General features: G+C 46.8%; 18 protein-coding genes. 12 read left to right on the plus strand and 6 right to left on the minus strand.

Going from position 1 to position 24,455, the window contains the following annotated elements; translation table 11 throughout:
* Window positions 1–53: 53 nt before the first annotated feature.
* Both VNM22_03125 and VNM22_03130 read right to left on the minus strand, forming a co-directional pair.
* On the minus strand, window positions 54–812 hold the full coding sequence (locus VNM22_03125; GenBank protein HWP46132.1) for an SDR family oxidoreductase: 759 nt from the start codon (window positions 810–812) through the stop codon (window positions 54–56).
* Window positions 813–1,123: 311 nt separating this feature from the next.
* Window positions 1,124–2,290: an MBL fold metallo-hydrolase gene (locus VNM22_03130; GenBank protein HWP46133.1), complete on the minus strand. Its 1,167-nt coding sequence runs from the start codon at window positions 2,288–2,290 to the stop codon at window positions 1,124–1,126.
* Window positions 2,291–2,936: 646 nt separating this feature from the next.
* On the opposite strand from VNM22_03130, the gene VNM22_03135 reads away from it, so the two are divergent.
* The 8 genes from VNM22_03135 (at window position 2,937) to VNM22_03170 (ending at window position 15,062) form a co-directional block, all read left to right on the plus strand.
* Window positions 2,937–5,402 (plus strand): adenylate/guanylate cyclase domain-containing protein, encoded by a 2,466-nt coding sequence (locus tag VNM22_03135; protein ID HWP46134.1) that lies wholly within the window; start codon window positions 2,937–2,939, stop codon window positions 5,400–5,402.
* A gap of 210 nt (window positions 5,403–5,612) precedes the next feature.
* Entirely contained in the window at window positions 5,613–9,011 is a 3,399-nt protein-coding gene (locus tag VNM22_03140) for a tetratricopeptide repeat protein (GenBank protein HWP46135.1), read from the plus strand.
* 116 nt (window positions 9,012–9,127) lie between these two features.
* Window positions 9,128–9,340, plus strand: a complete 213-nt coding sequence (locus tag VNM22_03145; protein HWP46136.1) for a hypothetical protein — start codon at window positions 9,128–9,130, stop codon at window positions 9,338–9,340.
* A 570-nt stretch (window positions 9,341–9,910) separates the two neighbouring features.
* Complete coding sequence (locus VNM22_03150; GenBank protein ID HWP46137.1) at window positions 9,911–12,169, plus strand: phospholipase D-like domain-containing protein; 2,259 nt, start codon at window positions 9,911–9,913, stop codon at window positions 12,167–12,169.
* Between the two features lie 681 nt (window positions 12,170–12,850).
* Entirely contained in the window at window positions 12,851–13,189 is a 339-nt protein-coding gene (locus VNM22_03155; protein HWP46138.1) for a hypothetical protein, read from the plus strand.
* Between the two features lie 366 nt (window positions 13,190–13,555).
* Window positions 13,556–14,230 (plus strand): hypothetical protein, encoded by a 675-nt coding sequence (locus tag VNM22_03160; GenBank protein ID HWP46139.1) that lies wholly within the window; start codon window positions 13,556–13,558, stop codon window positions 14,228–14,230.
* A 163-nt stretch (window positions 14,231–14,393) separates the two neighbouring features.
* The gene (locus VNM22_03165) at window positions 14,394–14,708 is read left to right on the plus strand and encodes a hypothetical protein (protein HWP46140.1); all 315 of its coding nucleotides are present in this window, start codon (window positions 14,394–14,396) and stop codon (window positions 14,706–14,708) included.
* Between the two features lie 18 nt (window positions 14,709–14,726).
* On the plus strand, window positions 14,727–15,062 hold the full coding sequence (locus tag VNM22_03170; protein HWP46141.1) for a hypothetical protein: 336 nt from the start codon (window positions 14,727–14,729) through the stop codon (window positions 15,060–15,062).
* A 180-nt stretch (window positions 15,063–15,242) separates the two neighbouring features.
* Here VNM22_03170 and VNM22_03175 read toward each other — a convergent pair whose 3' ends face one another.
* Together VNM22_03175 and VNM22_03180 are read right to left on the minus strand one after the other, a co-directional pair.
* Complete coding sequence (locus tag VNM22_03175) at window positions 15,243–15,833, minus strand: heme-binding protein (protein HWP46142.1); 591 nt, start codon at window positions 15,831–15,833, stop codon at window positions 15,243–15,245.
* 284 nt (window positions 15,834–16,117) lie between these two features.
* Entirely contained in the window at window positions 16,118–17,056 is a 939-nt protein-coding gene (locus VNM22_03180; protein ID HWP46143.1) for a MoxR family ATPase, read from the minus strand.
* A gap of 183 nt (window positions 17,057–17,239) precedes the next feature.
* On the opposite strand from VNM22_03180, the gene VNM22_03185 reads away from it, so the two are divergent.
* The 4 genes from VNM22_03185 to VNM22_03200 all read left to right on the plus strand — a co-directional run bounded on the left by VNM22_03185 (window position 17,240) and on the right by VNM22_03200 (window position 21,105).
* Window positions 17,240–18,031, plus strand: a complete 792-nt coding sequence (locus tag VNM22_03185; protein ID HWP46144.1) for an ABC transporter permease — start codon at window positions 17,240–17,242, stop codon at window positions 18,029–18,031.
* The gene (locus tag VNM22_03190) at window positions 18,032–18,841 is read left to right on the plus strand and encodes an ABC transporter ATP-binding protein (protein HWP46145.1); all 810 of its coding nucleotides are present in this window, start codon (window positions 18,032–18,034) and stop codon (window positions 18,839–18,841) included.
* 75 nt (window positions 18,842–18,916) lie between these two features.
* Complete coding sequence (locus VNM22_03195) at window positions 18,917–20,035, plus strand: MlaD family protein (protein ID HWP46146.1); 1,119 nt, start codon at window positions 18,917–18,919, stop codon at window positions 20,033–20,035.
* A gap of 80 nt (window positions 20,036–20,115) precedes the next feature.
* A complete protein-coding gene (locus tag VNM22_03200; GenBank protein HWP46147.1) occupies window positions 20,116–21,105 on the plus strand; it encodes a DUF2225 domain-containing protein in 990 nt (329 codons plus the stop codon).
* A gap of 334 nt (window positions 21,106–21,439) precedes the next feature.
* On the opposite strand, the gene VNM22_03205 is transcribed toward VNM22_03200, so the two are convergent.
* Both VNM22_03205 and VNM22_03210 read right to left on the minus strand, forming a co-directional pair.
* Window positions 21,440–22,027 (minus strand): helix-turn-helix transcriptional regulator, encoded by a 588-nt coding sequence (locus VNM22_03205; GenBank protein ID HWP46148.1) that lies wholly within the window; start codon window positions 22,025–22,027, stop codon window positions 21,440–21,442.
* Between the two features lie 625 nt (window positions 22,028–22,652).
* A complete protein-coding gene (locus VNM22_03210) occupies window positions 22,653–24,443 on the minus strand; it encodes a phosphoenolpyruvate carboxykinase (GTP) (GenBank protein HWP46149.1) in 1,791 nt (596 codons plus the stop codon).
* Window positions 24,444–24,455: the final 12 nt, after the last annotated feature.

Raw genomic sequence — 24,455 nt, forward strand, 5'->3', positions numbered from 1 at the left:
CTTTCCTCCTTTATACTTCAACCGGGGACGGTTAAGCTACCACATCCCTTTGACTAAAACGTCCGAACCCCCGCACCGGCATCTATAAGAATTGTACTCCCGGTCTTTCCTTTAGACTTAACCAGATGAACTACTTCTTCTGCGATTTCTTCGGGAGTCACTTCCTGTTTTAAGGGAAGTTTCTCCCGAATCTGCTGGATTTCTTCGGGAGAAAAATCCTCGGGAGCTATAACCAGTGCAGGCGCAACGGCGTTGACTAAAACCTCGGGTGCAAGCTCTTCGGCAAGAACCTGGGTGATACCGTAGAGTCCATATTTGGTTATCAAATAGGGTCCATAATCTTTATAAGCCGTCCCTTTAATGGTACATCGATCTGTAATGTTAATAATCCGACCCCATCCCCTCTGTTTCATGTCCATTCCTATCTTCCCGGCCAGATAGAAAGGAGCCCTCATATGGATTGCAACCAACTGATCAAAAATCCCTTCATAGAACTCACGATTCAAGAAAAGCCCTTCAAAGGGCGTTTTAGGGAACTCGGAAGCATTATTCACCAGAATATCGATTTGTCCAAATTCTGCCACAGCCTTTTGAATGAGAGAATCACAATCTGCCAGTTTGACCAAATCTGCTTGAAGAGCAAGGCCCCGAGCTCCTCTTTCTGTGATGGCTCGAACTGTTTCTAACGCTTCTTCCCGGCTCCTTCGGTAATTGACAACCACATCGATACCTTCTTCTGCAAGCCTTAAGGCGATCTGCCTACCGATTCGTCGAGCCCCTCCTGTAACCAGAGCCACCTTTCCTTTAAGCATGGTTCATTCTCATCCCATACGCATCAAGGTAAGGATTAGATGTGGGGTCCAGGCCTCCCCCTTGCCTTCCCCAAAGGTGGATTTAGAAGGTTACCCGCCAAATTCCCTCTGGAGGGGGAAGGGAGGTGTTCAGGCTAAAAATAAGGTTTTCCTCTTCTTAGCTTGATGCGTATGACCCTTAAGCCCCTCTCCCACAGCGGGGGGTTAAAAGACCCCCTTTCCCAATCCTTCCCCTTCTCCGGCAGGGGAAGAAACGTTGTGGTTAAGTTCCCCTTCCTTACGAAGTGGGGAAGGGTTAGGGTTAATAAAAATTAACATGTGGTCCCGGAAGGATCGCCAAGATAAGCAGCCCTTTGCCTTTCTTCTCTATCCGGGAGTTCTGCCTTTTTGATTACTTTATTATAAACCATTTCAATGTTACCATCGATACGTTCCCGGTACTGGCCCCGAGGGTACTTGGACATGGGTTTCTCATACTGAGGGGCCAATTGATCCGCCACGGCTTTCTTCATTTCATCCAGGGTCGCTCCTTCTGCGGCAGCCTTCTTTACCGCTGCAATGAGATCGGTTAAATAACCTCGAAAGAATTTTAGATGATCTTTGGGAGCTACTTCTCCATGTCCCACGATCATGTGGGTGAAGTCTAATTTCTCTACTTCATTTAAAGTCTGTATCCATTCCTCCGGATAGCTGTCGTTGAGAAAGGGCATCCAGTCGATAACACTGTCTCCCGTTATCAGGACTTTTTCCTGAGGTAAATAAATAAATACATCTCCGGAGGTATGGGCCCGACCCAGATAAAGGAGTCGAATTTCTCGCCCTTTTTCATAAAGGGTGATGGAATTTCCAAAACTTGCAGTGGGTAAGGTCGGCTTCAGTTCTTTAAGTTCTTTCAGATACGCTTCGGCCTGTTGCAGGTTGGATTCTATGCTGGCTTTTACCTCAGGGTCGGTAGCCCTACGAAGATCCTCCTTCAGTTTTTCGATTTCTTGGGGGACAATTTCTTGAATTTGTTTTTCTATGTAGGAAATACCTCCCACCCCTGCCCCGGGCCTGATCATATTATCTCGGGTAATATGAGAAGTCACAATTTCCGTATCTGGAAAAGCCGCCGCATACACTTCATTTCCCTGCCAGTGATCCCAGTGAAAATGGGTGTTGATCAACTTACGAATCGGTTTGTTGGTGATTCCCTGGATCTCCTTCAGAAGAGATCGAGCCGCCGAGGGCTTAGAATGGGAATCCACTACAATGACTCCATCTTCATTCACAATTACGGCCGCGTTACAATTAACTTTATATTGAAAAGCCGCAATCCCTGCGTATACCCCTTCGGCTACCTGCTTTAATTCAAACAATCCTTTGGTTTCTTCTTCGGCAAACACCCGTGAAGGATCCAAGGTATCGAAGGTTTGAATGGCAGTGGCTGCAATCCCCATCCCTGCTAAAAATTGTCTTCGGGTCCATGGAGTTTCCATTTTTTGTTTCCCCCCTTTATCTTATAACCAAATTAAGTTTAGAATCGCTGATTTATCCTTAAAGTACCCCTCCCCTCTGGCCCTCCTTTCAAGGGTACCTTTTTTGGATCTAACCCCTCCAACTCCCATAAGGACCAGGACAAGGATAAAAAGCCCCATCAGGGGGCGCATGGTTGGTAGCCCCCTCTGGGGCTAACCTTCTTATCCTGGCGTGTAGGCCTCCGACCCCCCTTCCCTACGAGGGAAGGAGAAAATTGGAACCCAGGTCATCCCCGAGTTCCCCTTTCCGGACACGGGAAGGGGGTTAGGGGATCAGGTTAGAAAAAACCTGCGTTCTTCAGGCCCCAACCCTCCCGCTTCACAGGGGAGGGACTTTGACTGCAACGTTCCTTAAAAAATATCGTTGGATTAGCTATAGAGTTATATTCAAAGATCTCTCTTGTCAAACAAAATTTGTCCGGCAAGGCGGAATTCAAATGGAAATTTTTTAATAATTTTTCTTGACTTGCTCACTTTTAAGTGTCTAGATGAGAGAACAAAGATAAGCTAGAAATGAGGAATTTGATTCTGGAAAATTAAGGATCTCCGTGGAAAAATCGATAGAGTAAACCTTAAGTTCTCCCTCCGTGGAGGAAAGTCTCGGACCATGAAGATTTGTTTTAATAAATCTCAAACTTTTCTGAAAAAATGGCTCCTCCGGCAGAGAGATCCCCCTCTACCTCAGGGGGATAATACGCCGGTAGACCTCTTCCGGTTCAGAAAAAGGGAAAACCCTGTAGACCTTCCTAAAGAAACAAATCCAGATTCTTCACATTTGGCACAAAAAATGAGAAACTGGAGAGGTAAGAATCCTCTTCCCCTTCCTGGGTCCAAAGCGATTATCCTGGGTTTCCTGGTAGGAATATCAGGGCTTGTAATTGGTTTATCCCCTATTGGGTTTATCCTTGAGGAAAACCTGGGTCTGAATCTACTGTTCCGACTTAGAGGGGCCCGGCCACCTCCGCCTGAAGTCCTGATCGTCAATATAGATAAGGCCTCTGCAACTCATCTCAAATTATCCCATAATCCCAAGAAATGGCCACGCTCTCTCTACGCTCGCCTTACAGAGAGCCTGGTAAAACAAGGGGCTGCCATTATTGTCTTCGACCTGATTTTTGATGAACCCGGTTCCCCCAGTGAAGATGCTCTGTTTGCAGATGCAATCCATAAAGCCGGTAATGTCATCCTCTTTAAATACCTGGATGGAGAAATCGTCTCCTTGCCGGATAAGAAAGGCTTGTCGACTGTAGGTTTGAATATTGAGAGATGGGTCCTGCCGATTCCTCCTCTTGCCCAATCTGCTCTGGCCATAGCTCCTTTTCCTTTGCCCAAGGTGCCTGCCCGGCTGAATCAGTATTGGATGTTCAAGGCGGGTGCAGGGGATATGCCTACTTTGCCGGTTGTAGCGTTCCAAACCTTCGCGTTACAGGTCTACGACGAATTTCTCCAGTTGTTGAAAAAGGTGAATCCGGCTCAAGCCGAGAAACTTCCCGGGGATAAACGGGTTCTTACCACTTCCGCTGATATTGAAAACCTCATTTTGACGCTGCGATCCATATTTCAAAACAATCCACGGGTCGCAAGGGAAATGCTCAAAGAACTCCAGATCTCCAGGGTCTTGGTGGAGGATGGGAGAAAGAATCGAATTCTGCAATCCCTGATCCGGATGTATCAGCACGCGGATACCCAATACTTGAACTTTTACGGCCCTTCCGGTACGATGCCGACGGTTTCTTACCCTGAGGTTCTACAGGTTGAGGAAAAATCTGTTGCCAGTTCTCATCTCGTAGATTTAAAAGGTAAAGTGGTCTTTATTGGATCCTCTGGAAACCTGCGGTCAGAGCTGAAAGATGATTTTCATACCGTTTTCTCCCAACCCAATGGATTGGATCTGACAGGCGTTGAAATTGCGGCAACCGCCTTCGCAAACCTGTTGGAAGATGAATCTATTACGCCCCCTTCCCTTCTTGAGCAATCCGTCATTATTCTTCTATGGGGAATAACCTTGGGAATTCTTTGCCGTTTACTTCCGATTGTTCTCGGAGCCATGGGTGTCTTAGGACTCAGCATCCTGTATCTTATGGCTACTTATTATGAATTTAAAACAACGGAGAGCTGGTATCCAGTGGTCATACCTCTCCTTTTCCAGGTTCCCCTGACCTTCTTTGGGGCTGTTCTGTGGAAGTATCGGGATGCTCACCGGGAACGTCAAAACATTCGGGAGGCCCTGGGTTATTACCTGCCCAATGAAATGGTGGATCAGTTGGCAAAAAACGTAGCCCATATCAAAACAGGCGGTCAACTGGTTTACGGAGTTTGTTTAGCAACCGATGCAGAACAATACACCCCTCTGGCGGAAAGGGTGAGTCCTCAACAATTGAGCCAGATTATGAATGAATATTATGGGGCTGTGTTTGAGCCGGTCCTGCAAAATAGCGGAGTTATATCCGATGTAATAGGAGATTCCATGCTTGCCTTGTGGGTGGCAACGCAACCGGACCGTGCTCTCAAGAATCAAGCCTGCCTGGCAGCCCTTGGAATCGCCGGCGCTGTGGATCGGTTCAATCAATCTTCCCATAATTTACAACTTCCTACCCGTATTGGCCTTCATTTTGGTCAGATGTCGTTGGGGAATATAGGTGCCATCCGTCACTATGAGTACCGTGCTGTCGGAGATGTGGTCAATACGGCCAACAGGCTTCAGGATCTGAATAAGCAAATGGGTACCCGCATATTGATTTCCAGTGAAGTATCCGATCAATTGGAGGGTTTCTTGATCCGGGAGCTGGGTAAATTTCTGCTACCCGGAAAGTCGAACCCCGTGGGAATTTGTGAATTAATGGGTCGTACAGAGACGTGTAGAGAGCAACAACATCAACTTTGTGCGATTTTCACCATGGCCCTGGAGGCCTTCCGCAGGCAATCTTGGGAAGAGGCTATTGAAAAGTTGAATGAGATCCTCAAAATCCATAAAAACGACGGACCTTCACTCTTTTACTTAAAGTTGTGTAAGCAATACCAACAGAATCCCCCCAAGGAACCTTGGGACGGCACGGTTCGTATGAAAAAATAACCTGTTTCCCGTTTTAATCCTTTGGTAAGTACTCCCCATCCGCTCCCTCCTCCGTTTCACAGGGGAGGGAACTTTGATCACAACCTTCTCTCCCCTGCGGAGCGGGGGAAGGTCAGTAGGTTAACCTTCCCCGGTTGATGTGAAGGGGACTTTCTCAAATACCCGGGCCTCTATTTGAGCTCCTCAACGGGAGCGAGAAAGGCTGTGGCTATGAGCACAAAAATAACCAGGTATCCAAGGTTCCAATTCGACTTACTTTTTTTAAGCCTATCTCTGTTCATAGGTTTATTAGCAATGTTTCTCTTCCCCAATTCGGCGGTTGCAGAATTCTGCGAGGCACCTGTAGCCAACGTGGTTTCCGTGGAGGGGAGCGTAGAAGCCCTCAGGGCAGGGGAGACCGAATGGGAGCCGGTTTTATTTGGGGATAGTTTCTGTCCTGGAGATAGGATCCGGGTCCAGGCAAACAGTCGGGCTGCCATCCTCTTGAGTAATGAGACCCTTCTCCGTTTAGATGAGAATACCGTCGTGACCTTCCTGGAACCGGAACCCAAAGAAACCTCCCTGTTAGATTTATTCATCGGAGTTATCCACTTTATCAGCCGGGTTCCCCGAGGCTTAAGAGTCACCACTCCTTATATTAATGCTGCTATTGAGGGAACTGAGTTCTTGATGGTTGTCGAAGAAGACCGGGCCCGGATCACCGTATTTGAAGGACGGGTCGTAGCGGCGAATGAGTTTGGAAGTCTGACCCTCACCGAGGGCCAATCCGCCGAAGCCCTGGCAGGTCAGGCTCCTGTTTTACGCATTGCCGTCCGTCCAAGGGATGCCGTACAGTGGGCTCTGTATTATCCCCCTATTCTGGATTATCGTCCCGGTGATTTTGCAGGAGGGGCCGATTGGCAGGTCAGGGTTCGTCAATCCATTCAATTCTACAACGAGCGTAACCTGGCTCAGGCCTTTGCGGTTTTGGAAGGAGCCCCGGAAGATATCTCGGATCCTCGGTTTTACCTCTATCGGGCGGCATTACTCCTTTCGGTGGGACGGGTGGAGAAAGCCCAAAGGGATATTGAGAAGGCGTTAAGTTTGGATCCCCGGAATAGTTCTGCCTTTGCCCTTCAGTCTATGATAGCCGTGGTTCAAAATGATAAGGATCGGGCATTAAGTCTGGCCCAAAAGGCCGTAGAGGTAGATCCCCAATCGGCTTCTGCGCGACTGGCACTTTCTTATGCCTTACAGGCCCGGTTTGAGGTACAGGGAGCTTTAGCAAGTCTGCGGGAGGCAGTGAAGCGGAATCCCGAAAACAGTTTAGTGCGGGCTCGGTTATCAGAGATGTGGTTATCGGTGGGGAATCTGGGTAAAGCTGTGGAGACGGCAAAGAAAGCGGTAAAGTTGAATCCGAAATTGGCCCGTACTCAAACGGTTTTGGGATTTGCTTACCTGGATCAAATCAAGATCCGGGAAGCCAGGAAGGCTTTTGAGGAAGCCATCCAATTGGATCAGGCCGATCCTCTACCCCACTTAGGTTTGGGGTTGACGATCCTACGGGACGGGGATCTGAAAAAGGGTCGGAGAGAACTCGAGATTGCGGCGAGTCTGGACCCGAACACCTCATTGATTCGCAGCTATTTGGGTAAAGCCTATTATGAAGAGAAGCGGGATAAGCCGGCCGGGAAAGAGCTGGCAACTGCCAAAGAACTGGACCCTCAAGATCCAACACCTTGGTTTTATGATGCGATTCGAAAACAGACCATGAATCGACCTGTGGAGGCGTTGCGAGATTTGGAAAGATCCCTGGAGTTGAACAACAATCGGGCCGTCTATCGATCCCGACTCTTATTGGAAGAAGATCTGGCCGCCCGGAGCGCTGGTCTCTCTCGAATTTACCACGATCTCGGATTCGAGCAATTAGCCTTGGTAGAAGGTTGGAGATCGGTGAATACCGACCCCGCTAACTACTCGGCCCATCGACTCCTGGCCGATTCCTATGCGGCTTTACCCCGCCATGAGATTGCCAGAGTGAGTGAACTTCTCCAATCTCAACTCCTTCAACCCCTTAACATTACGCCGATTCAGCCCGAGCTGGCAGAAACTAACCTCTTCATTTTGAGTGGAGCAGGTCCAACCGAGCTTTCATTTAATGAGTTCAATCCGCTTTTTAACCGGAACCGGTTTGCGTTGCAAATCCATGGAATTGCCGGTGAGAATAATACCTTCGGCAACGAGATAATCCATTCAGCAGTACAGGGGAGACTCTCGTATAGTATCGGCCAATTCCACTACGAGACAGAGGGATTTCGAGAAAATAACGACCAGAATCAGGACATCTACAATGTATTTACCCAACTACGCCTCTCTCCCGAAGCGAGTATCCAGGCTGAACTCAGATATAGAGAGACTGAAAAAGGGGATCTCGGACTTAGATTCGATCCCAATAACTTTAATCCTACGCTTAGACAAAAAGTACAGCCGGAATCTATTCGGCTGGGTTTCCATCAAGCTTTTACCTCCCGTTCTGATCTCCTTGCCTACATTATTTATCAGAATAGGACTGAAGATGTCGATTTTACGTTGGATAGCACTTCTACCTTTGAGGAAACTCTAAAAAGTAACGATTATATGGCTGAAATCCAGCATCTGTTTCGCTTCGAACGATTTAACCTGATCAGTGGTATAGGATATTTCAACTCGGATTTGAGAACCGTCGTAAATTTCCTTCCCTTTTTTTCAGATACCCAGGAAAACCTCCTTCATCACACCAACCCTTATGTATATTCACAGATCGATTATCCGAAAAACATGATCTGGACTCTTGGGGGAAGTGGGGACTTTTTTGAAGGTGTGCCGGTGGATCGCAACCAATTCAACCCCAAACTGGGGTTAACCTGGAATCCACTTCCTACGACCACCCTTCGCGCGGCCGTATTTAGGGTTTTGAAAAAATCCCTGATTCTGAACCAAACCCTTGAACCGACCCAAGTAGCCGGTTTCAATCAGTTTTTTGACGATGGTCCTGGCACAGAGTCCTGGCGCTACGGTATCGCCGTTGATCAAAAGCTCCCTGCGCAGATCTATGCCGGTGCGGAGTTTTCCAAACGAGACTTGAACGTCCCCTTTGAAAAGATAATGGGGCCAATCCGGCAAATCCAGGAGGCTAATTGGGAAGAGCATCTGGGTCGTTCCTATCTCTACTGGACACCCCAGGTTTGGCTGGCAGTCAGTACAGAATATCAATATGAACGTTTTGAAAGGCCACTTGACGCGACAGGCCCGGAATTAATAACCGAGCTCAGGACCCATCGGCTCCCCTTAGGGGTCAGCTTTTTCCATCCCTCAGGATTTAAGGTGCGGCTAAAAGCAACCTATGTGAATCAAAAGGGCAATTTCGTAAGTTTTGGAGCCGGTCCGATTCCGATTGTTACACCCGATGCCGATCAGTTTTGGGTCATTGATACCTCTATCGGTTACCGTCTGCCCAGGCGGTGGGGTCTCCTCACTCTTGAGGCTAAAAATCTGTTTAATGAAGCGTTTAAGTTTCAGGATACAGATCCTGAAAATCCACAAATAGAGCCGAAACGTCTGGTCTTTGTCAGGCTTACTCTGGCATTCTAGCTTTTCCCAACGAAAGGAGGTGATTACATCGGATCCAACACCAGTGGGTTTAAAATGGAGTGAAAGAATTATTGTAAACCCCTAAGAGGGTTTACATCCTTAACAGGAGGTAAACAATGGCAAAATTCATGAAAATTATGATAGAAATAGATACTGGAAAAGTTACTGTAACAGATGAAAATGATGTTCCTGCTAAAACAGGAGACAGTCCTGATAAAAGAGGAGGGATCACCCGGGAGGAAACCTGGAGGGTGGTTCATACTCAGTCCAGTCCGGGATGCCAATGGGTTCTTACCGGTGCAGGTTGGCAATTTGTTTGCAGCCCCTAGCTTCGAGGGAAGAATACACTCCTCCAGAGAGCCGGACTCATGTCCCCTCGATTGTTTTGCTTAAGGAAATTTTTTGTTTCATTTAAGGACGAGAGTGGCCTGCAGTTCGGCTCTGAGGATTTACAAGGAAAGGGGCGAGAAGGTTCAGGTCCTTTAATAACTTGAACTCGCATCAACGGCCCTTAAGGGATAGGGAGTGTTTCTTCTTTCCGCTACTAAGTTGATATGGATTTCATTGAGGTTGAAGTCTGGGAACAAGAAGAAAGATTCTCTATTCTTACACGGAATAAGAAATTTTCCGTTGACTCCAAACCCCCCTGATAGGATCTTAAAGATAAAGCTGAGACATTTCCTCTTTGTTAACCTGAACCCTGCAGGTTATGGGGAACTGAAAAGAGCCTTTAAATCCGACCGGATCGTTCGTGGGGTTGAAAAACGATGCCCCTGGATGAAACCAGAAAACCTTTAAGGATCAAAAGGGTTGAAGGGTATCTGCGGGATGAGCTTCGGAATGTGGCTTACATAAACGGGAGGAAAGCAGGGATCTGGAGAAGAAAATCCAAGTAAAATATGGGAAAATATCAGGATACGATTTTGCAGACGGGAGAAACGTGTAGTCGAATTGCTTATGCCGAGACTTCAGGGATTTTAGTGGATGGAGAGCAGTATTATACCGCCCTGGATCGGGTTTTTGATAGTGCCGAATCTTATATCCTTCTTTCGATGTGGCAGTTTGATACGAGAACGAGGTTACTTCGGGCTAAAGAAGAAACCCCCACATTCCTGGAGCGACTGGTCCAGCTCCTGGATGAGCGTAAAAATCTGGAAGTTTATATCCTTGCCTGGGATTATTCGGTTTTATTTCAATTTGAAAGGGAATGGTTTTCTCAATTAAAGGTAGAACTTGCGGGGCATCCGCGTCTTCATTTCCAGTTCGATGATGTACATCCCATCTGGGGTTCCCACCATCATAAAATGACCGTAGTAGACGGGCGTATAGCCTTTGTGGGCGGACTGGATGTGTGTGAAGATCGATGGGATACCCGGGCTCATCAATATCTAGACCCCCGCCGGAGGAATTACGATGGAACGCTTTACAGACCCTTCCATGACGCGGTAGCTTTTGTTACCGGTCGTGCAGCCCGAGCCGTTGAACGTGAGTTCTGCTATCACTGGAAATGGGCTACAGGTCAAAAACTCTGGCTTACACGTCCTGGGAATGGAAAACCTCTACCCGATTTCCAAACGGTTAGCCAGATCCCAGGAACTCAGGTAGGAATTGCCCGAACCTTACCTCCCATGCTTTTCCCTCCCCAAACGGCTCGACGAGATATTCAACATCTTTACCAAAAGGCTATCCTTTCTGCAAAACGCTCTATTTACATCGAGAATCAATACTTTACCTCTCGAGCCGTATTGAAAGCCCTCCAGGAGCGGCTTGCTCAGGTAAATAGCCCTGAGGATCCGTTGGAAATTGTGGTAGTATTACCCAAACTTCCTTCCGGTCTGGTGGAAATCCTGGCGATTCTCAATAACCAGCTATCCTGTTTGAGAAACCTGGCAGAAGCCTGCCGGAAAGCAGGGGTACGGTATGGTTTCTTCTATCCGATTACTGTAAGCCCGGAGGGTTCAGAACAGTTTATTTATACCCACGCTAAAATATTGGCCGTGGATGATACTTTACTGACCGTAGGATCTGCCAATACGAGCAATCGAAGTATGGAGTACGATACCGAATGTAATCTGGTCTGGGAAGCCCACGAAAACTTTGGGGATGAAAAAAATATCCGTCGGTTCATCAGGCAAACCCGGGACGAACTCCTGGCCGAACACTGCGGGGTTTCCGTGGAGGTGTGGCGTGAAAAACTTCATCAGCACCAGGGACGACTCCTAGATACCCTGGAGAGTTTGAAAAACCAGGGAGTAGAAAAAAAGCTGATTCCCTTCCATGAAGAGGACATCCGGGGTTCCCATAACGCCCCTCTGGAGATTCTCCCTGAAAACTTTGCCGTAGATCCTTCAGATCCTTTCTGGATTAACCCGGAAATGATGGAAGATTTAAAGGAAACCTGGGAGATCCTTCAAGGGAGCTCGGCAACCTCTCCTGACTCCGAAAAGGTAGAAAAGCCTGAGGAATCCCCTGAAGCAGAATTTAGCCGAATCAGTATTTTACGAATCCTGGGTTTAATAGGGGGTTTAATGACCCTGGTTCTCCTGGTTCGCTCCTTCTTGCCGGAAGAATTGACCATCCATAACCTTCTTGTATTCCTAAACAATTTACGTCAACAAGAAAATGCGCCCTGGTTACTGGCAGGTCTCTTCCTCTTGGCCACCCAGGCCTTTGTCAGTGTGACGGTGATGGTTATCGTTACCGCTTTGATTTTAGGGGTTGAAAAAGGTCTTGTCGTAAATGCCGGAGGAATCATCGTATCCGCTTTACTGGGATATTTCTTGGGAAGATTGGTGGGACCTAAAAGTTTAAAACAGCTATTACCTGGATGGGTTTCTCGACATATTGATCGGGTTTCTAAACTCGGCCCCTGGTCGGTAGCTTTCTTCCGAACCGTACCCCTTCTGCCTTATCAAATATTTAACTTGATAGCCGGCGCCGCAGGATTACGTCTGAGGTCTTATATGCTGGGAACCCTGATGGGGGACCTTCCCGCTACCCTTTTAATCACCTGGTCCGTAGGAAATCTCCAAACTGCAAATTGGCAGGAGGGTATCCCCTGGCAGACCCTGTTAGTGGCTATAGGAGTTACAGGAATTTTAACCCTCTCAGGTTATGTTCTATCTCGAAGATTGAAACGATATGCTTCTCTGGATTAATTTTCTATCCTTTGTCCTCCACGTTTTACTTCACTTTTAAGCGGCCCTTACCCTCGGCTCCCATACGCACCAGGATAAGAAGGTTAGCCCCGGCGGGGTGACCTGTTCACAGGCCGCTCCTCAATCCCTCTTGCCTCCTTCCCCCGTGTACGGGGAGAATTTCCCCGCATGGGGGGGGAAGGGGGGATAATAGAGGAAAGGGAGGCTTCCTTGGGAGCTTGAAAAAAATTCTGAATGACTGAAACCCTGTTCGCCCCTGACAAGGTTTTTCAGCTTAACCTGGCACGTATGCCCCCGGCTCCTCTCCCACGCCAGGATTAACCTTCTTATCCCGACGCCTATAGGGAACACCTCCTAGTCCCCCCTCGAGGGGGCATGGGGGGCGTTTAGGTCGAAAATAAGGCTTTCCCCTTTCTTAGTTCCATGGGTACGGGATTGGGCCTGCTTTATACTCCATTTCACTACCGGCCTGATATAAGTCCCCGGTATGGAGCAGAAGCTGGGAACGAGAAAAATCTGGTCAAATAATTGCATAGCTTGTTGTCCAGATGTATTTTTATAATTAAGAGTCTGTTAAAGAATTTTTAGGAGGTACCTTCCCGGAGAGACTCTTAAAGCCTATAGCCGGAGAGTTCTCATCTGTTTTCGCATCAACTCGAAGAACATCGGAGATAGAACCTTATGGAAGAAATCCGAACGGTAACCCAATTGTCTGAGGTGGAAAAGTCGATTCTCATCTTACTGTATAAAAATCCATCCGGTCTTACCCTTCAACAACTCCAACAAGAGGTGGGGTGCACACGAGAGGATCTTTACAACCTGGGGAATGATACCTTTCATCTGGAAACCCGGGGAGTGGATCAATATATCAAGCTGATTTATCTTTTTGAAGATACTTCCCAAAGGCAGGAGAACAGGTGGAAATACCGACTGACCGATCCCGGAATAAAATTTATGAAGAGTGTTCGGGCCTTTGCTTCCGGGCCTTCCAGACTGCCACTTAAAAAACAGAAGTTGTAAAAAATAAAAGTTTGTTAATTTTTCCCTTGAAGAAAATAAAAACAAACATATATTAATTTGTGAACCCCAACTCATCAGAAAGTGGGTGATTAAGCCCCTATCCTGGGTTTCGACTCGGGTTAGGGGTTTTTTTATGCCTTTCCGGGGATGTGTATAAAATTTACTTGAATGCCAATTTATGTTTGACGTTCAAAGAAAATGTAGCTATTTTATTCCTGATTTGTAAGAATTTATCCTTTATAACCTTTTTCTATCTAAGCATTCTCCTATCCCTTTCCAAGGGAGATTAAAGCGGCCTTACTTTCCCCTAAATCCCTCCTTGCGGAAGGGAGAAGGAGGTTTCTTCTTAAGGAGGATCCGTCGATCATGAAAACCAAAATTTTAATTTCGTTTTTACCCATTCTTTTAAGTTTTACTTTCTGGAATCCCCTGGAGCTTTCATCCCGTGAAATTCAACCCCTCAATCGCCAGGGCTCTCCGGTGGGATTTTATCAGGGAACTCTTAGCAATTTACAGGAAGCGCAGAGAAGTTTTGAAAATAATAATATCGTAGAAGCAACCCTGCGTCTGGTCCGCGCACGCGAGAACTTGAATAGGCTTCAAAGACAGCTCCAGGAAGCCCAGGATAAGGTGAACGATGCCCTTCAGTTTCTTAATCAGGCAAAACCAGATCAGGCCAGGGCTTCGATTACCCTTGCCCTGGATGCCCTGGATCCCAACAAGCAAATCCTGGAATCCAGGCCGGCAATTACTCAACGGGATAGGAGAGAGAATTTGAAAATGGTAAAAGAGGATTTGCTTCAAGCCCGGGACCGTTTCCGAACCGGAGATATAGCCGGGGCTATTCAAAGTATTCGAACCGCTCAGGATACTCTGGATATTCTACAACAGCAATATCCAGAGTATGGAAATGAAATCCAACAAGCCCAATCTCGACTCAATGAGGCCGTTTACTTTCTCAATCAAAATAAACCCAGAGAAGCCGCCAACGCTGTAAAAGGTGTGGTCGATATTTTAGAGCCTCTTCGAGAAGGATCGTAAAGATAGGGGACCGCGGGTTCAAGACCCACAGCCTGTGGGGTTAACAAACAAAAATTAAATTTTTAACTTAAAACACTTGACAGAGTTCTCTCACTTCCTATAGAGTAGAGAATCCAGAGAAGGGGTAGCTTATAGATTAATTCTTGCCAGGGGAGGTTTTCTTATGGAGAGAAGTAGAAGGAAAATTTTTTCTTCGAGAGGAGAAGGTTTAAACCGGAAACAAATGTCGGAACTTGTGGAGGTTATTACCTCTCTAAAGGAGGAATCTTCAGAAAGTTTAAAACGACTTCCCACCGGTTTTAAAGAGACCACCGCCCGATCAACCCTCCTGAATCCAATGACAAAAGCCAGAGGGTATAAGTTTTATCTTTTCAATTTAATGAGTAATGCCTTTTTAGCCTACATTCATTTGCTATCGGGCAAACTGCAGAATTTAAATACAAAAGCCGATGAGGCTTTGAAAATTATAAAATCTTAACGGGTAAGGAGAGTCGGTATGATGCGAGAGATTCTTGAGGGGTTGAAAAACTTGGCGAACATCAATAAATCCGTCGAAGAGTTAGAGAAGAAAATGGATCGCATGATAGACGGGATGGAGAACATTCGAAATAATATAGGGCATGTAGATCGGCGTGTGGTTCGGCTTGAAGAAGCTCGGAACTCGATCCAAGCCGATGTGAAATCTTCTCTCATGGAAGAGCTTACGCACATGATGATCGGCATGAATGATAAAATAAATAACCTCGAAGATAAATATAATGACTTAAAAAAGGAAGTTGAGCGTGTTTCCCGAAGTCGTAAGAAAAAACGAAGGAATCCACTTGGCCTATAGAGACCCGGGTTTTGGGACGTAGGGGCTTAGGGACGCGGGGACGCAGGGACACGGGGACGCGAGGATGCAGGGACTGGGAAAAACAAACTGGGAAAAACAGAATTTAAGGAGGCAAGAACATAAGGAATTCTGTCTCCGCGTCTCCGTGTCCCCGTGTCCCTGCATCCCCGCGTCAAAAAGTTATTTTGATACCTCTTTTGCAAAGACATCTAACGCGGCTCGACAGGCTTCTGCATCTTGATCCCCTCGGGCTCCACTCGCTCCACATGCCCCGATGACTTCCTCACCCACTTTGATGGGAAGTCCCCCTTCCAGGATAACGATCCCGGGGATGTTCTGGATTCCATAGGCCCGACCTCCAGGTTGGGCGATTTCTTGAAATGCTTTGGTTTCCCTTTGGAAGGCAACGGCAGTATGGGCTTTACCCATGGCAATTTGAATACTTCCTAAGAAAGCTCCATCCATACGATGGAAAGCTAAAAGATTACCGCCGTCATCGACGATGGCAATATTTAACTTCCAGCCGTTCTCCCGCGCCTTAGCCTCCGCAGCTTCTAGCATTTTTTTAGCCAATTCCAGGGTTAAGGTTTTCCGATCCCGAAGAAGACTGCCGGTTTGACCCGTTTGGGATTGACCGGCTTGGGGTTGGCTTGCCTGGGGCTGACCGGACTGGGGTTGACCGGTTTGCTGTTGAGCAAAGGCTATAAAATCTAAAGCCGTTAAGGCTATAGTTACTATAACAAAAAGTTTCCAAAGGTTCAATTTTTGCATAGTCACCTCCCTGGTTAGGAGGTCTTGAGAGGTCTCATCGCGAAACGGACCCCTCAAGACCTGAAAATGCCTGTTTCTGATAGCCCGTTTAAGGAAGACCTAAAACCGACTTGATTAAGCAGAACTTTAGCCTGCTAAGATAATATTTCATGACCTTTTGATCCCTTCGTCAAGGATTAACGCTAAAAAAATCTTAACTCTTCAGGCTCTTGCCCTTCTCCCCCAGCATGGAGAGGGACCAGGGGTGCGGGGAAGGGGAAGAAGGCAAAACGTTACAAAAAATCTTAAATGGGTACCGGGACACTTTCCAAAACCTCTTGGATGGCGGATTCCGCATCTTCATAGGTTCCCATCGAGCCTAGTTCAGTATTCAGGACCACCCGGTGGGCCAGTACAGGGACGGCTAAATTCTTAATATCATCCGGGATACAGTAATCCCGCCCTTCCATAAGCGCCAGGGCTTTTGCGGCTTTACAAAGAATCAATCCTCCCCGAGGACTGGCCCCGAGCTTGAAAACTTTGGATTTGCGGGTCATTCCCAAGATGGCCAGGACATAGTCCAATAAACTATCCTCCATTTTAACCTGATCTACCCGTTTCTGCAATTCGAGGATTTCTTCGGCGGTCAAAACCGGTTTTAAATCTTCCACAGCAGTATGTAACCGCTGATTTTGAAGGATCTTCTTTTCATCGGCCTCCGACGGGTACCCAATTCGAATGCGCATCATAAAGCGATCCAATTGAGACTCCGGAAGTGGATACGTTCCATGATGTTCGATGGGATTCTGGGTTGCCACCACCATAAAAGGTTGAGGAAGGGGATAACTGATATTATCTACCGAGACCTGGGCATCGCTCATGGCTTCCAGTAAGCAGCTCTGGGTCTTTGGAGTCGTTCGGTTGATCTCGTCGGCCAGGATCACATGGGCAAAAATAGGCCCTTTTTTAAATTCAAATTCTCCCTTCTGTTGATTATAAATGGACACTCCAATGATATCCGAAGGAAGTAAATCACTGGTAAACTGGATACGATGAAACGTACAGTGGATAGACCTGGCCAGAGCATGGGCTAAGGTAGTTTTCCCAATCCCTGGTACATCCTCAATGAGAAGGTGGCCTCTGGCAAGAAGGGTCGTCAGGGCCAGCCTGATTACCTGAGCCTTCCCGATAACGGCCCTCTCAATATTATCTTGAAGTTTTTTGAGCCTGGCTTGAAGTTCCATCCCTTCTATGCTATAGCCCCTGTTTTGAAATGTCAAGCCTGTACCTGAGGATATAAACCTTGACAGAAAGCTGGTACCTAAGTACCCTATAAAGTAGATACCTGTAGTTTATCTGTGGCCTGTTGTTTGCATAACTACCTGGGAAGAGGTAGCTTACAAGGGGACCCGGATAACAGACCGAGCATGAAAAATCTGGTTTCATCCATCGGGAGTTCCATCATAGAATTTAGTAATTATGTAGGACGGCTTTTGTTTTTCTTAGCCGATACGTTTAGATGGACTTTTGTACCTCCTTTTCTTATTCGAGAAACCATTAAACAAATTTATCTTATTGGAGTCAAATCTATTAGTTTAACTTCCATATCGGCCCTGGCCATAGGTTTAGTTTTGGCCATGCAGACCATCTGGATTCTGTCGAAATTTGGGGCCATCAATTACCTGGCTGCGGTCGTAGGGCTTGCCATAGTTAAGGAGTTGGGTCCTGTGGTAACGGCGCTCATGGTGGCAGGAAGGGCGGGTTCGGGAATCAGTGCTGAACTGGGTTCCATGAAGGTAACCCGACAAATCGATGCCCTCCGGGTATCCGCCGTCAATCCCACGAAATACCTGGTAACCACACGGGTAATAGCCTGTATGATAAGTCTTCCCATTTTAACCGTGTTTGCAGATGCCTTAGGAATCCTGGGGGGTTGGTTGATCGGGGTGAGTCTCGGAGGGATTAACTCCCGACTTTACTGGGATACGACCCTTCGCTATGTTACCCTGGATACGGATTTGATTCCAGGGCTTTTTAAAACCATTTTTTTTGGGCTGATTATCGGCGTGGTAGGTTGTTTCCATGGCTTTAATACCTCGGGTGGGACCGAAGGTGTAGGTCTCTCCACCACCTCTACGGTGGTTTCTGCTTCGCTGATGATTTTAATCTCTGATGTTTTTTTGACCCGACTTTTGCAACTGTTTATTGAGGGAATTTAAATGCCCAATTTGGAAACTCCGGAAATTTTCGATCTGACTACCCTACAGGCAAACCCTGAGGAAATCATTATCATGCAGGGAATCAAAAAGTCCTTCAACAGTCAGGAGGTGTTGAGGGGAGTTGATTTAACCATCCATCGAGGAGAAACCCTGGTTATCCTGGGGAGAAGCGGCGGGGGCAAGTCTGTTCTGGTCAGCATGCTGGTAGGGCTTCTCACACCCGATGAAGGGAGTATTCTCATAGAGAACCAGGATGTGACCCAGTTTCAAAGTGAAAAGGAGTGGAATCAAGTTCGGTTGAAAATCGGCTTCCTGTTTCAAGGCGCTGCCCTTTATGATTCCATGACCGTCGGAGAAAATGTGGCCTTTCCTTTAAGACAACATACCAAACTTTCGGAAGATGAGATTCAAAGGCTGGTAGCTGAAAAGTTAAAATGGGTGGAGCTGGAAGGAATCGAAGATAAAATGCCCTCCGAGCTCAGTGGCGGTATGCAAAAGCGGGTTGGCCTGGCCAGGACCATGGCTTTAAATCCTAAAATTATTATCTATGATGAACCCACCACCGGCCTGGATCCGGTCACTTCGGATACTATTGCCGAGTTGATTCGGAATCTTCAGCAAGAATTTCAAGTCACTTCTATTGTGGTAACCCACGATATTCGAACGACTTTTTATGTGGCAGATCGAATTGCCATGTTGCACGAAGGAAAAATTCTTACTGTGGGAACGGTGGATGAAATCCAGAATAGCCCTTATCAAGAAGTCCAACAATTTATCCATGGGACTCGGAGAGGGAAGAAAAAAGGATGAATTATAAAAGATGAAGGAGGAAACTGGGCTAGACCTCTCCTTCCTCCTTTATAATTCATCCTTGATCCTATTATCATGGCAAAGAAGAAATTTCCCTATGCAGAAACCCTCGTGGGTGCATTTATTCTTAGTGGTTTGATTGTTCTGTTTTTGATGATCCTTTTTGTCGGCAGTAAACAGAACTTGTTGGAAGGAAGGTTTAAAGTCCAGGCTATTTTCAGCAGGGTGGGAGGACTTCGGGTCGATTCTCCGGTAAGACTGGCAGGCATCGAAGTCGGAAATGTGGAAGATCTGCGGTTTAATGGCCAAGGGAAAATCGTGGTTACCATGAGTATTCAACAAAGGTACCGGGAACAGATCCGAAAAGACTCTCTGGCTACCATTGGATCGGTAGGTTTGCTGGGAGATCGAACGGTAGAAATTAAGGTGGGCTCTCCAGATGCCGAAATAGCCCCTCCAGGCAGTGTGCTTCCTTCTCAAGATGCCTTTGAAATTACAGAGGTTCTAGATCAAATCGGACCGGCTATTGAAGACGCGAAGAAAATCATGGCTAATGTGGTTACGGTTACAGAAAAACTCAAATCCCAGGGGAATACCCTGAGCTCTGCTATGGATCATGCCAATGAGATCCTGGAAAAGGTTAATACGGGTAAAGGGACGTTGGGAGCCCTTATTAGCGATCCAACACTCTACCAACAGGTCACGGACCTGCTTGGGAATAGCAAAAAGGTGGTCAGTAGACTGGAAGTGGCCGCTCAACGAATTGAAGGACTCACAGCCCAACTCTCTAAACTAACACCTAACCTCCAAACTACCATGAATAACTTCCAGGAAAGTTCTGCCTACATCAAGGAAAGCTCCGCCGCCTTAAAAGAATCTCTGGAACAGTTCCCGACTCTGGTTAAAAAAGGAGATAAGATCCTGGATAATGTGGTGGTTACTTCGGAGAATATTCGAAAAGCTTCTTCGAATATCCCGGAGATCGTCCATACCGGTCAAGAAGCCGTCGATGGTGCAAACAAAGTCATGGAGGCTGCACAGAAACATTGGCTCCTGCGTGGCTATGTGGATAGAGAAGAATCGGCCAAAGTGATCACCATGGATAAACGAGATCAGCCGTACCCTCATGAAACCCCGGGTTCGCTAAACCGGCCGGAACCTGTCGCAGAGAAGGCTAAAAAATCAACGAAGTAAAACGCACTACGTAAAACGTAATAGGAGACGGTGAACGCTTTACGTAGTGCGTTTTACGGTTTATCTCTACGTTTTACATTTTGCAGAAAATAATTACCCAACTTCGAAAGCTCCTCTCTACCCTTTGGATGACCTTACTGGTCCTGAGTGGATGTGGAGGACCCATCCAAAAAATGCCCGAGTTGGCTCAAGAAGCCATCAAACTCAATAACAAAGGTTTTGACTATTATCGAGAAGGACATCTGGAGCAGGCACTGGAGAATTATCAAAAGGCCCTGGAGATCAATCGGGTGATAGATAACCGTCGAGGTGTTGCAGCAAGTTTAAATAATATCGGAGCCCTTTATGAACGCCGTGGAGACCTGGATCAGGCACTTCGATATTATCAACAAGCTTTGGAAGAAAATAAGCAGGCCGGAAATGAGGCGGGCGTGGTAGCGAATCTTAATAATATCGGAGGTATCTACGAAACCCGAGGAGACCTGGCGACCGCCTGGAAATATTATCAAGAGGCTTTAAATCTCAGTGAAAAAATCAATGACGACGCAGGTCGCGCCGTTTCTCTGAATAATATAGGCCACTGGTTAAAACAAAAGGGATATTATCCAGATGCCTTGAAGAACTATCAAAAAGCCCTGGAAATTGATACCAGGCTTAAAAATAAGGCCGGGATGGCTATCCGGTTGAATAACATAGGTGCCGTTTATCAGGCTCTGGGGGATCTGGATAAAGCCCTGGAGTATTACCAACAGGCCTTGGAGTTAGATAAGCAAATTGAGAATTTGGAAGGAATCGCTGCAGGGCTTATGAATATTGCAGAAATACAAAAAACCCAGGGCCATCTGGATGTAGCCCTGGATTATTATGAACGGGCTTTAACGGTAAACCAGGCCCTGGGTAACGAAACCCAGACTTCTTATACTTTAAGGAAAATTGCGGAAATTTATCAGGCCAAAAAAGAAGACGGAAAAGCCCGAGAATATTATCAAAGAGCTTTACAATCTCTGCCGGCTTCCAAAGGAGAAAAAAAACTCATCGGGGAAATCCAGTCCGGTAATAACACCCGATAGCCCACGCGACCTTTCAGGGGTTCTCCAACCCTCTTCCCAGGATCTGTCCTGGATCCTCCATGCTGGCCTTCCCACCTTATCTTCCCCTGAACGGGAAGAAAAAGAGATACAACGTAGCCTCTCCTCAACCCTTGTAACAAATTTCCCAATAGCCCGATGGGGAATAGATTTCAAATCTCCATCCTTACCCTCTACAAAAACCACCCAACTGATAGGCCAGCCCCTCCTATCCTCGGGTTTGGTCGTAAAACCGGAAAAGGACTCAAGACAGAGTTTTGGGTACCATGGAAGAATAAGGGAGGAAGATCCTGCTCTACGATTCGGTTTTTAGGATCTATTCGACCCCCACTACTTCCCTCAAAACATCATAGAGGGGAAGTTTTTCTTCTCTGTCTTCGATATATAAGATGGCTACAATATAGTCGAGCACCTTCTTCAAGAAAATTTCGTCCTTTCCTACCAGTCTATCGACAATTTTATAGAGGAGGTCTTTCCGACTGAAATGCTGTCCTTCAAAAATAAGTCCATCGAAGGTGGCATGGGTTTGGAGATAGGATAAGATCATCTTCTTTTGATCTTCACCCAAACCTTCAATAGCCTGCAAAAGCTCTTTGTCCTGAGCCGAAAGGGTAACCCCCATGTAGGGTTTTCCACCAGTTTCACCCTGCAGGATAAACTCTTCATTTAAATACTTAGAGGCTTCTCGAGCATCCCGATTAAAATAGGCGAAGTCACGGAACCACTCCCGATTTACCTTCAAGGCATCTGCCAATTTATATAGAATGAGCATGTCCTTTGGAATTCGCATGCCATCTTCGATATGTTTAATATAAGCATCGGAAATCCCTGCTCTCTCAGCCAGTTCCTTTTTGTTTAGACCTAACTTTTCTCTTCTGGATGAAACGAATTCATGAAACTTCATACCTTACCTCTATTTCATGGGTTTGTTTGATAACTCTTTCACAAATAAACGTTAATCTCGATTAATAAAAATTAGTTAAGTGTAAAATCCTTTCATTCAAATAGACACTTAAGTTTTAAAAGAGTTTAATCAATCTGAAACAAAAAGAGATATTTTTATGCAATTCTAAAATTTACTATAGTTTGGGGGGAGTTCCCCCTCTTTCATGACCAGGGGAGGGAAGAAATAAAAGATAAACGGGACCATCCAACCGGGGTAGAAGGAGACAATAGTTCCCACGACCCGGTAGTCGGCTATAGGGCAGGTTTTAGGAGGTTGTAGCTTAACACAGGGAATACTTGGATTCTCATCCAGATTAAGCGAATCCACCTGGTAACCCATGAATAAAATTAGGTAGTGTGGGAGTCGAGACGGGTCTTTTCTGTCTATCAACACTCGGGTTCCCGGGGTAGCTGTATCAATTTAGTAAGTGGAAGAAGAAACACCCCTATCCCCCTATGGGCCAGGATAAGACTGTTAGCCCCGACGGGGCAGCCTGTTTAACTTGAAAAAATTATGAATTCTGAATCTCCCGACTTGCGTCGAGGGCTCCCAACCGTCTGCCCCTGACAGGGCTTTTCAGTCCTTATACCAGGACTGAAGTCCCTCTTTTGAGGCGTTTGAGAAGTTTCTGATGCTCCTGTAAAATTTCCTGAGGCAAGGTATCCCCGATTTTATTGAAAAATTCCCTCTGACTTTCAGCTTCTGCGATCCAATCATCGAGATCGATATTTAAGAGAGTCGATTCGAGTTTTTCCCTGGAGATATTTAAGCCTTCCAGGTTGATACTACTGGCTTTGGGCAGATAGCCGATGGGACTTTCTACAGCTTCGGCCTTACCAGTGGCTCTTTCAATAATCCATTCCAGGACCCTCAGGTTATCCCCGAATCCGGGCCAGATAAATTTGCCGGTTTCATCCATTCGGAACCAGTTTACGTGGAAGAGTTTCGGGGGATAGGGTATTTTTTTTCCCATATTGAGCCAGTGTCTGAAATAATCTCCCATGTTATAACCACAGAATGGGAGCATGGCCATAGGATCCCGACGAACCACCCCTACGCGACCGGTGGCCGCTGCCGTGGTTTCAGAGGCCATACTTGCCCCCACAAAGACCCCATGTTGCCAATCAAAGGATTGATAAACCAGGGGAGCGACCCGGGCTCTGCGTCCACCGAAAATAATGGCACTGATTGGTACACCTCTGGGATTTTCCCATTCGGGTGATATGGAAGGACATTGGGAGGCTGGAGCGGTAAACCGGCTGTTGGGATGGGCACCTTTTTCTCCGGAGGCCGGTGTCCAGGGTCTTCCTCTCCAGTCAATACCTTCTGCAGGAGGATCTTCGAGACCCTCCCACCAAACCGTACCATCCAGCTTTTTTAAAACGTTGGTGAAAATGGTATTTCTCTGTATGGTAGCCATGGCATTGGGATTTGTTTTCCAATTGGTACCCGGTGCAACTCCAAAAAAACCGGCTTCCGGGTTAATGGCCCATAATCTTCCGTCTGATCCAATCCTCAGCCAGGCTATATCATCTCCCACCGTCCAGACTTTATAACCCCGTAGCGAGGGGGGTGGGACCAACATGGCCAGATTTGTTTTCCCACACGCGCTGGGAAAAGCTCCGGCCAGGTAGTGGATCTCTCCCTGGGGATTTTCCACGCCTACAATGAGCATATGTTCGGCCATCCACCCTTCTTTTCTCCCTAACCAGGAAGCTATCCGCAAAGCCAGGCATTTTTTCCCGAGTAAGACATTACCTCCATAATTGGATCCCACACTCCAGATGGTATTATCTTCTGGAAAATGACAGATGTAACGCCGATCCACGCGAAGGTCAGCCTTACTGTGTAAACCCCTGGTAAAATCGGAGGAGGAACCCAATTCATCCAAAGCCACCTTACCCATCCGGGTCATGATTCGCATGTTCAGGACTACATAAATACTGTCGGTAAGCTCAATTCCGATCTTGTTGAAGGGGGATCCGGGAATGCCCATAAGAAACGGAACCACGTACATGGTTCTTCCTCTCATGGAACCTCTAAAGATATCCCCTAACTTTTTATAGGCCTCTCGGGGGTCCATCCAGTTGTTGGTGGGCCCTGCATCTTTCTGGGATCTTGAGCAGATGAAGGTTAAGTGTTCAACCCGAGCCACATCATTCTCAGCACTCCGGGCATATAAACAACCCGGTAATTTTTCTTGATTCAGCTCTTCTACTTCACCGCGTTCTATGGCTTGTTGTGTCAACCGAATTTTCTCCTCCTCAGAGCCATCGCACCACACGATTTCATCCGGCTGGCAAAGTTTTGCCATTTCCTCAACCCAGGCTAAAAGAGTTTTATTGTTCGTCGGTGTTTGATCGGTCCTTTTCATAAGGATGTGTAG

Source organism: Candidatus Limnocylindrales bacterium (assembly GCA_035559535.1).
Lineage (GTDB): Bacteria > Moduliflexota > Moduliflexia > Moduliflexales > JAUQPW01 > JAUQPW01.

Bases quoted from the DNA above. Each gene is read 5' to 3' on its own strand.
- VNM22_03125 (HWP46132.1), bottom strand. From the start codon at position 812: ATGCTTAAAGGAAAGGTGGCTCTGGTTACAGGAGGGGCTCGACGAATC.
- VNM22_03130 (HWP46133.1), bottom strand. From the start codon at position 2,290: ATGGAAACTCCATGGACCCGAAGACAATTTTTAGCAGGGATGGGGATT.
- VNM22_03135 (HWP46134.1), top strand. From the start codon at position 2,937: ATGAAGATTTGTTTTAATAAATCTCAAACTTTTCTGAAAAAATGGCTC.
- VNM22_03140 (HWP46135.1), top strand. From the start codon at position 5,613: ATGAGCACAAAAATAACCAGGTATCCAAGGTTCCAATTCGACTTACTT.
- VNM22_03145 (HWP46136.1), top strand. From the start codon at position 9,128: ATGGCAAAATTCATGAAAATTATGATAGAAATAGATACTGGAAAAGTT.
- VNM22_03150 (HWP46137.1), top strand. From the start codon at position 9,911: ATGGGAAAATATCAGGATACGATTTTGCAGACGGGAGAAACGTGTAGT.
- VNM22_03155 (HWP46138.1), top strand. From the start codon at position 12,851: ATGGAAGAAATCCGAACGGTAACCCAATTGTCTGAGGTGGAAAAGTCG.
- VNM22_03160 (HWP46139.1), top strand. From the start codon at position 13,556: ATGAAAACCAAAATTTTAATTTCGTTTTTACCCATTCTTTTAAGTTTT.
- VNM22_03165 (HWP46140.1), top strand. From the start codon at position 14,394: ATGGAGAGAAGTAGAAGGAAAATTTTTTCTTCGAGAGGAGAAGGTTTA.
- VNM22_03170 (HWP46141.1), top strand. From the start codon at position 14,727: ATGATGCGAGAGATTCTTGAGGGGTTGAAAAACTTGGCGAACATCAAT.
- VNM22_03175 (HWP46142.1), bottom strand. From the start codon at position 15,833: ATGCAAAAATTGAACCTTTGGAAACTTTTTGTTATAGTAACTATAGCC.
- VNM22_03180 (HWP46143.1), bottom strand. From the start codon at position 17,056: ATGGAACTTCAAGCCAGGCTCAAAAAACTTCAAGATAATATTGAGAGG.
- VNM22_03185 (HWP46144.1), top strand. From the start codon at position 17,240: ATGAAAAATCTGGTTTCATCCATCGGGAGTTCCATCATAGAATTTAGT.
- VNM22_03190 (HWP46145.1), top strand. From the start codon at position 18,032: ATGCCCAATTTGGAAACTCCGGAAATTTTCGATCTGACTACCCTACAG.
- VNM22_03195 (HWP46146.1), top strand. From the start codon at position 18,917: ATGGCAAAGAAGAAATTTCCCTATGCAGAAACCCTCGTGGGTGCATTT.
- VNM22_03205 (HWP46148.1), bottom strand. From the start codon at position 22,027: ATGAAGTTTCATGAATTCGTTTCATCCAGAAGAGAAAAGTTAGGTCTA.
- VNM22_03210 (HWP46149.1), bottom strand. From the start codon at position 24,443: ATGAAAAGGACCGATCAAACACCGACGAACAATAAAACTCTTTTAGCC.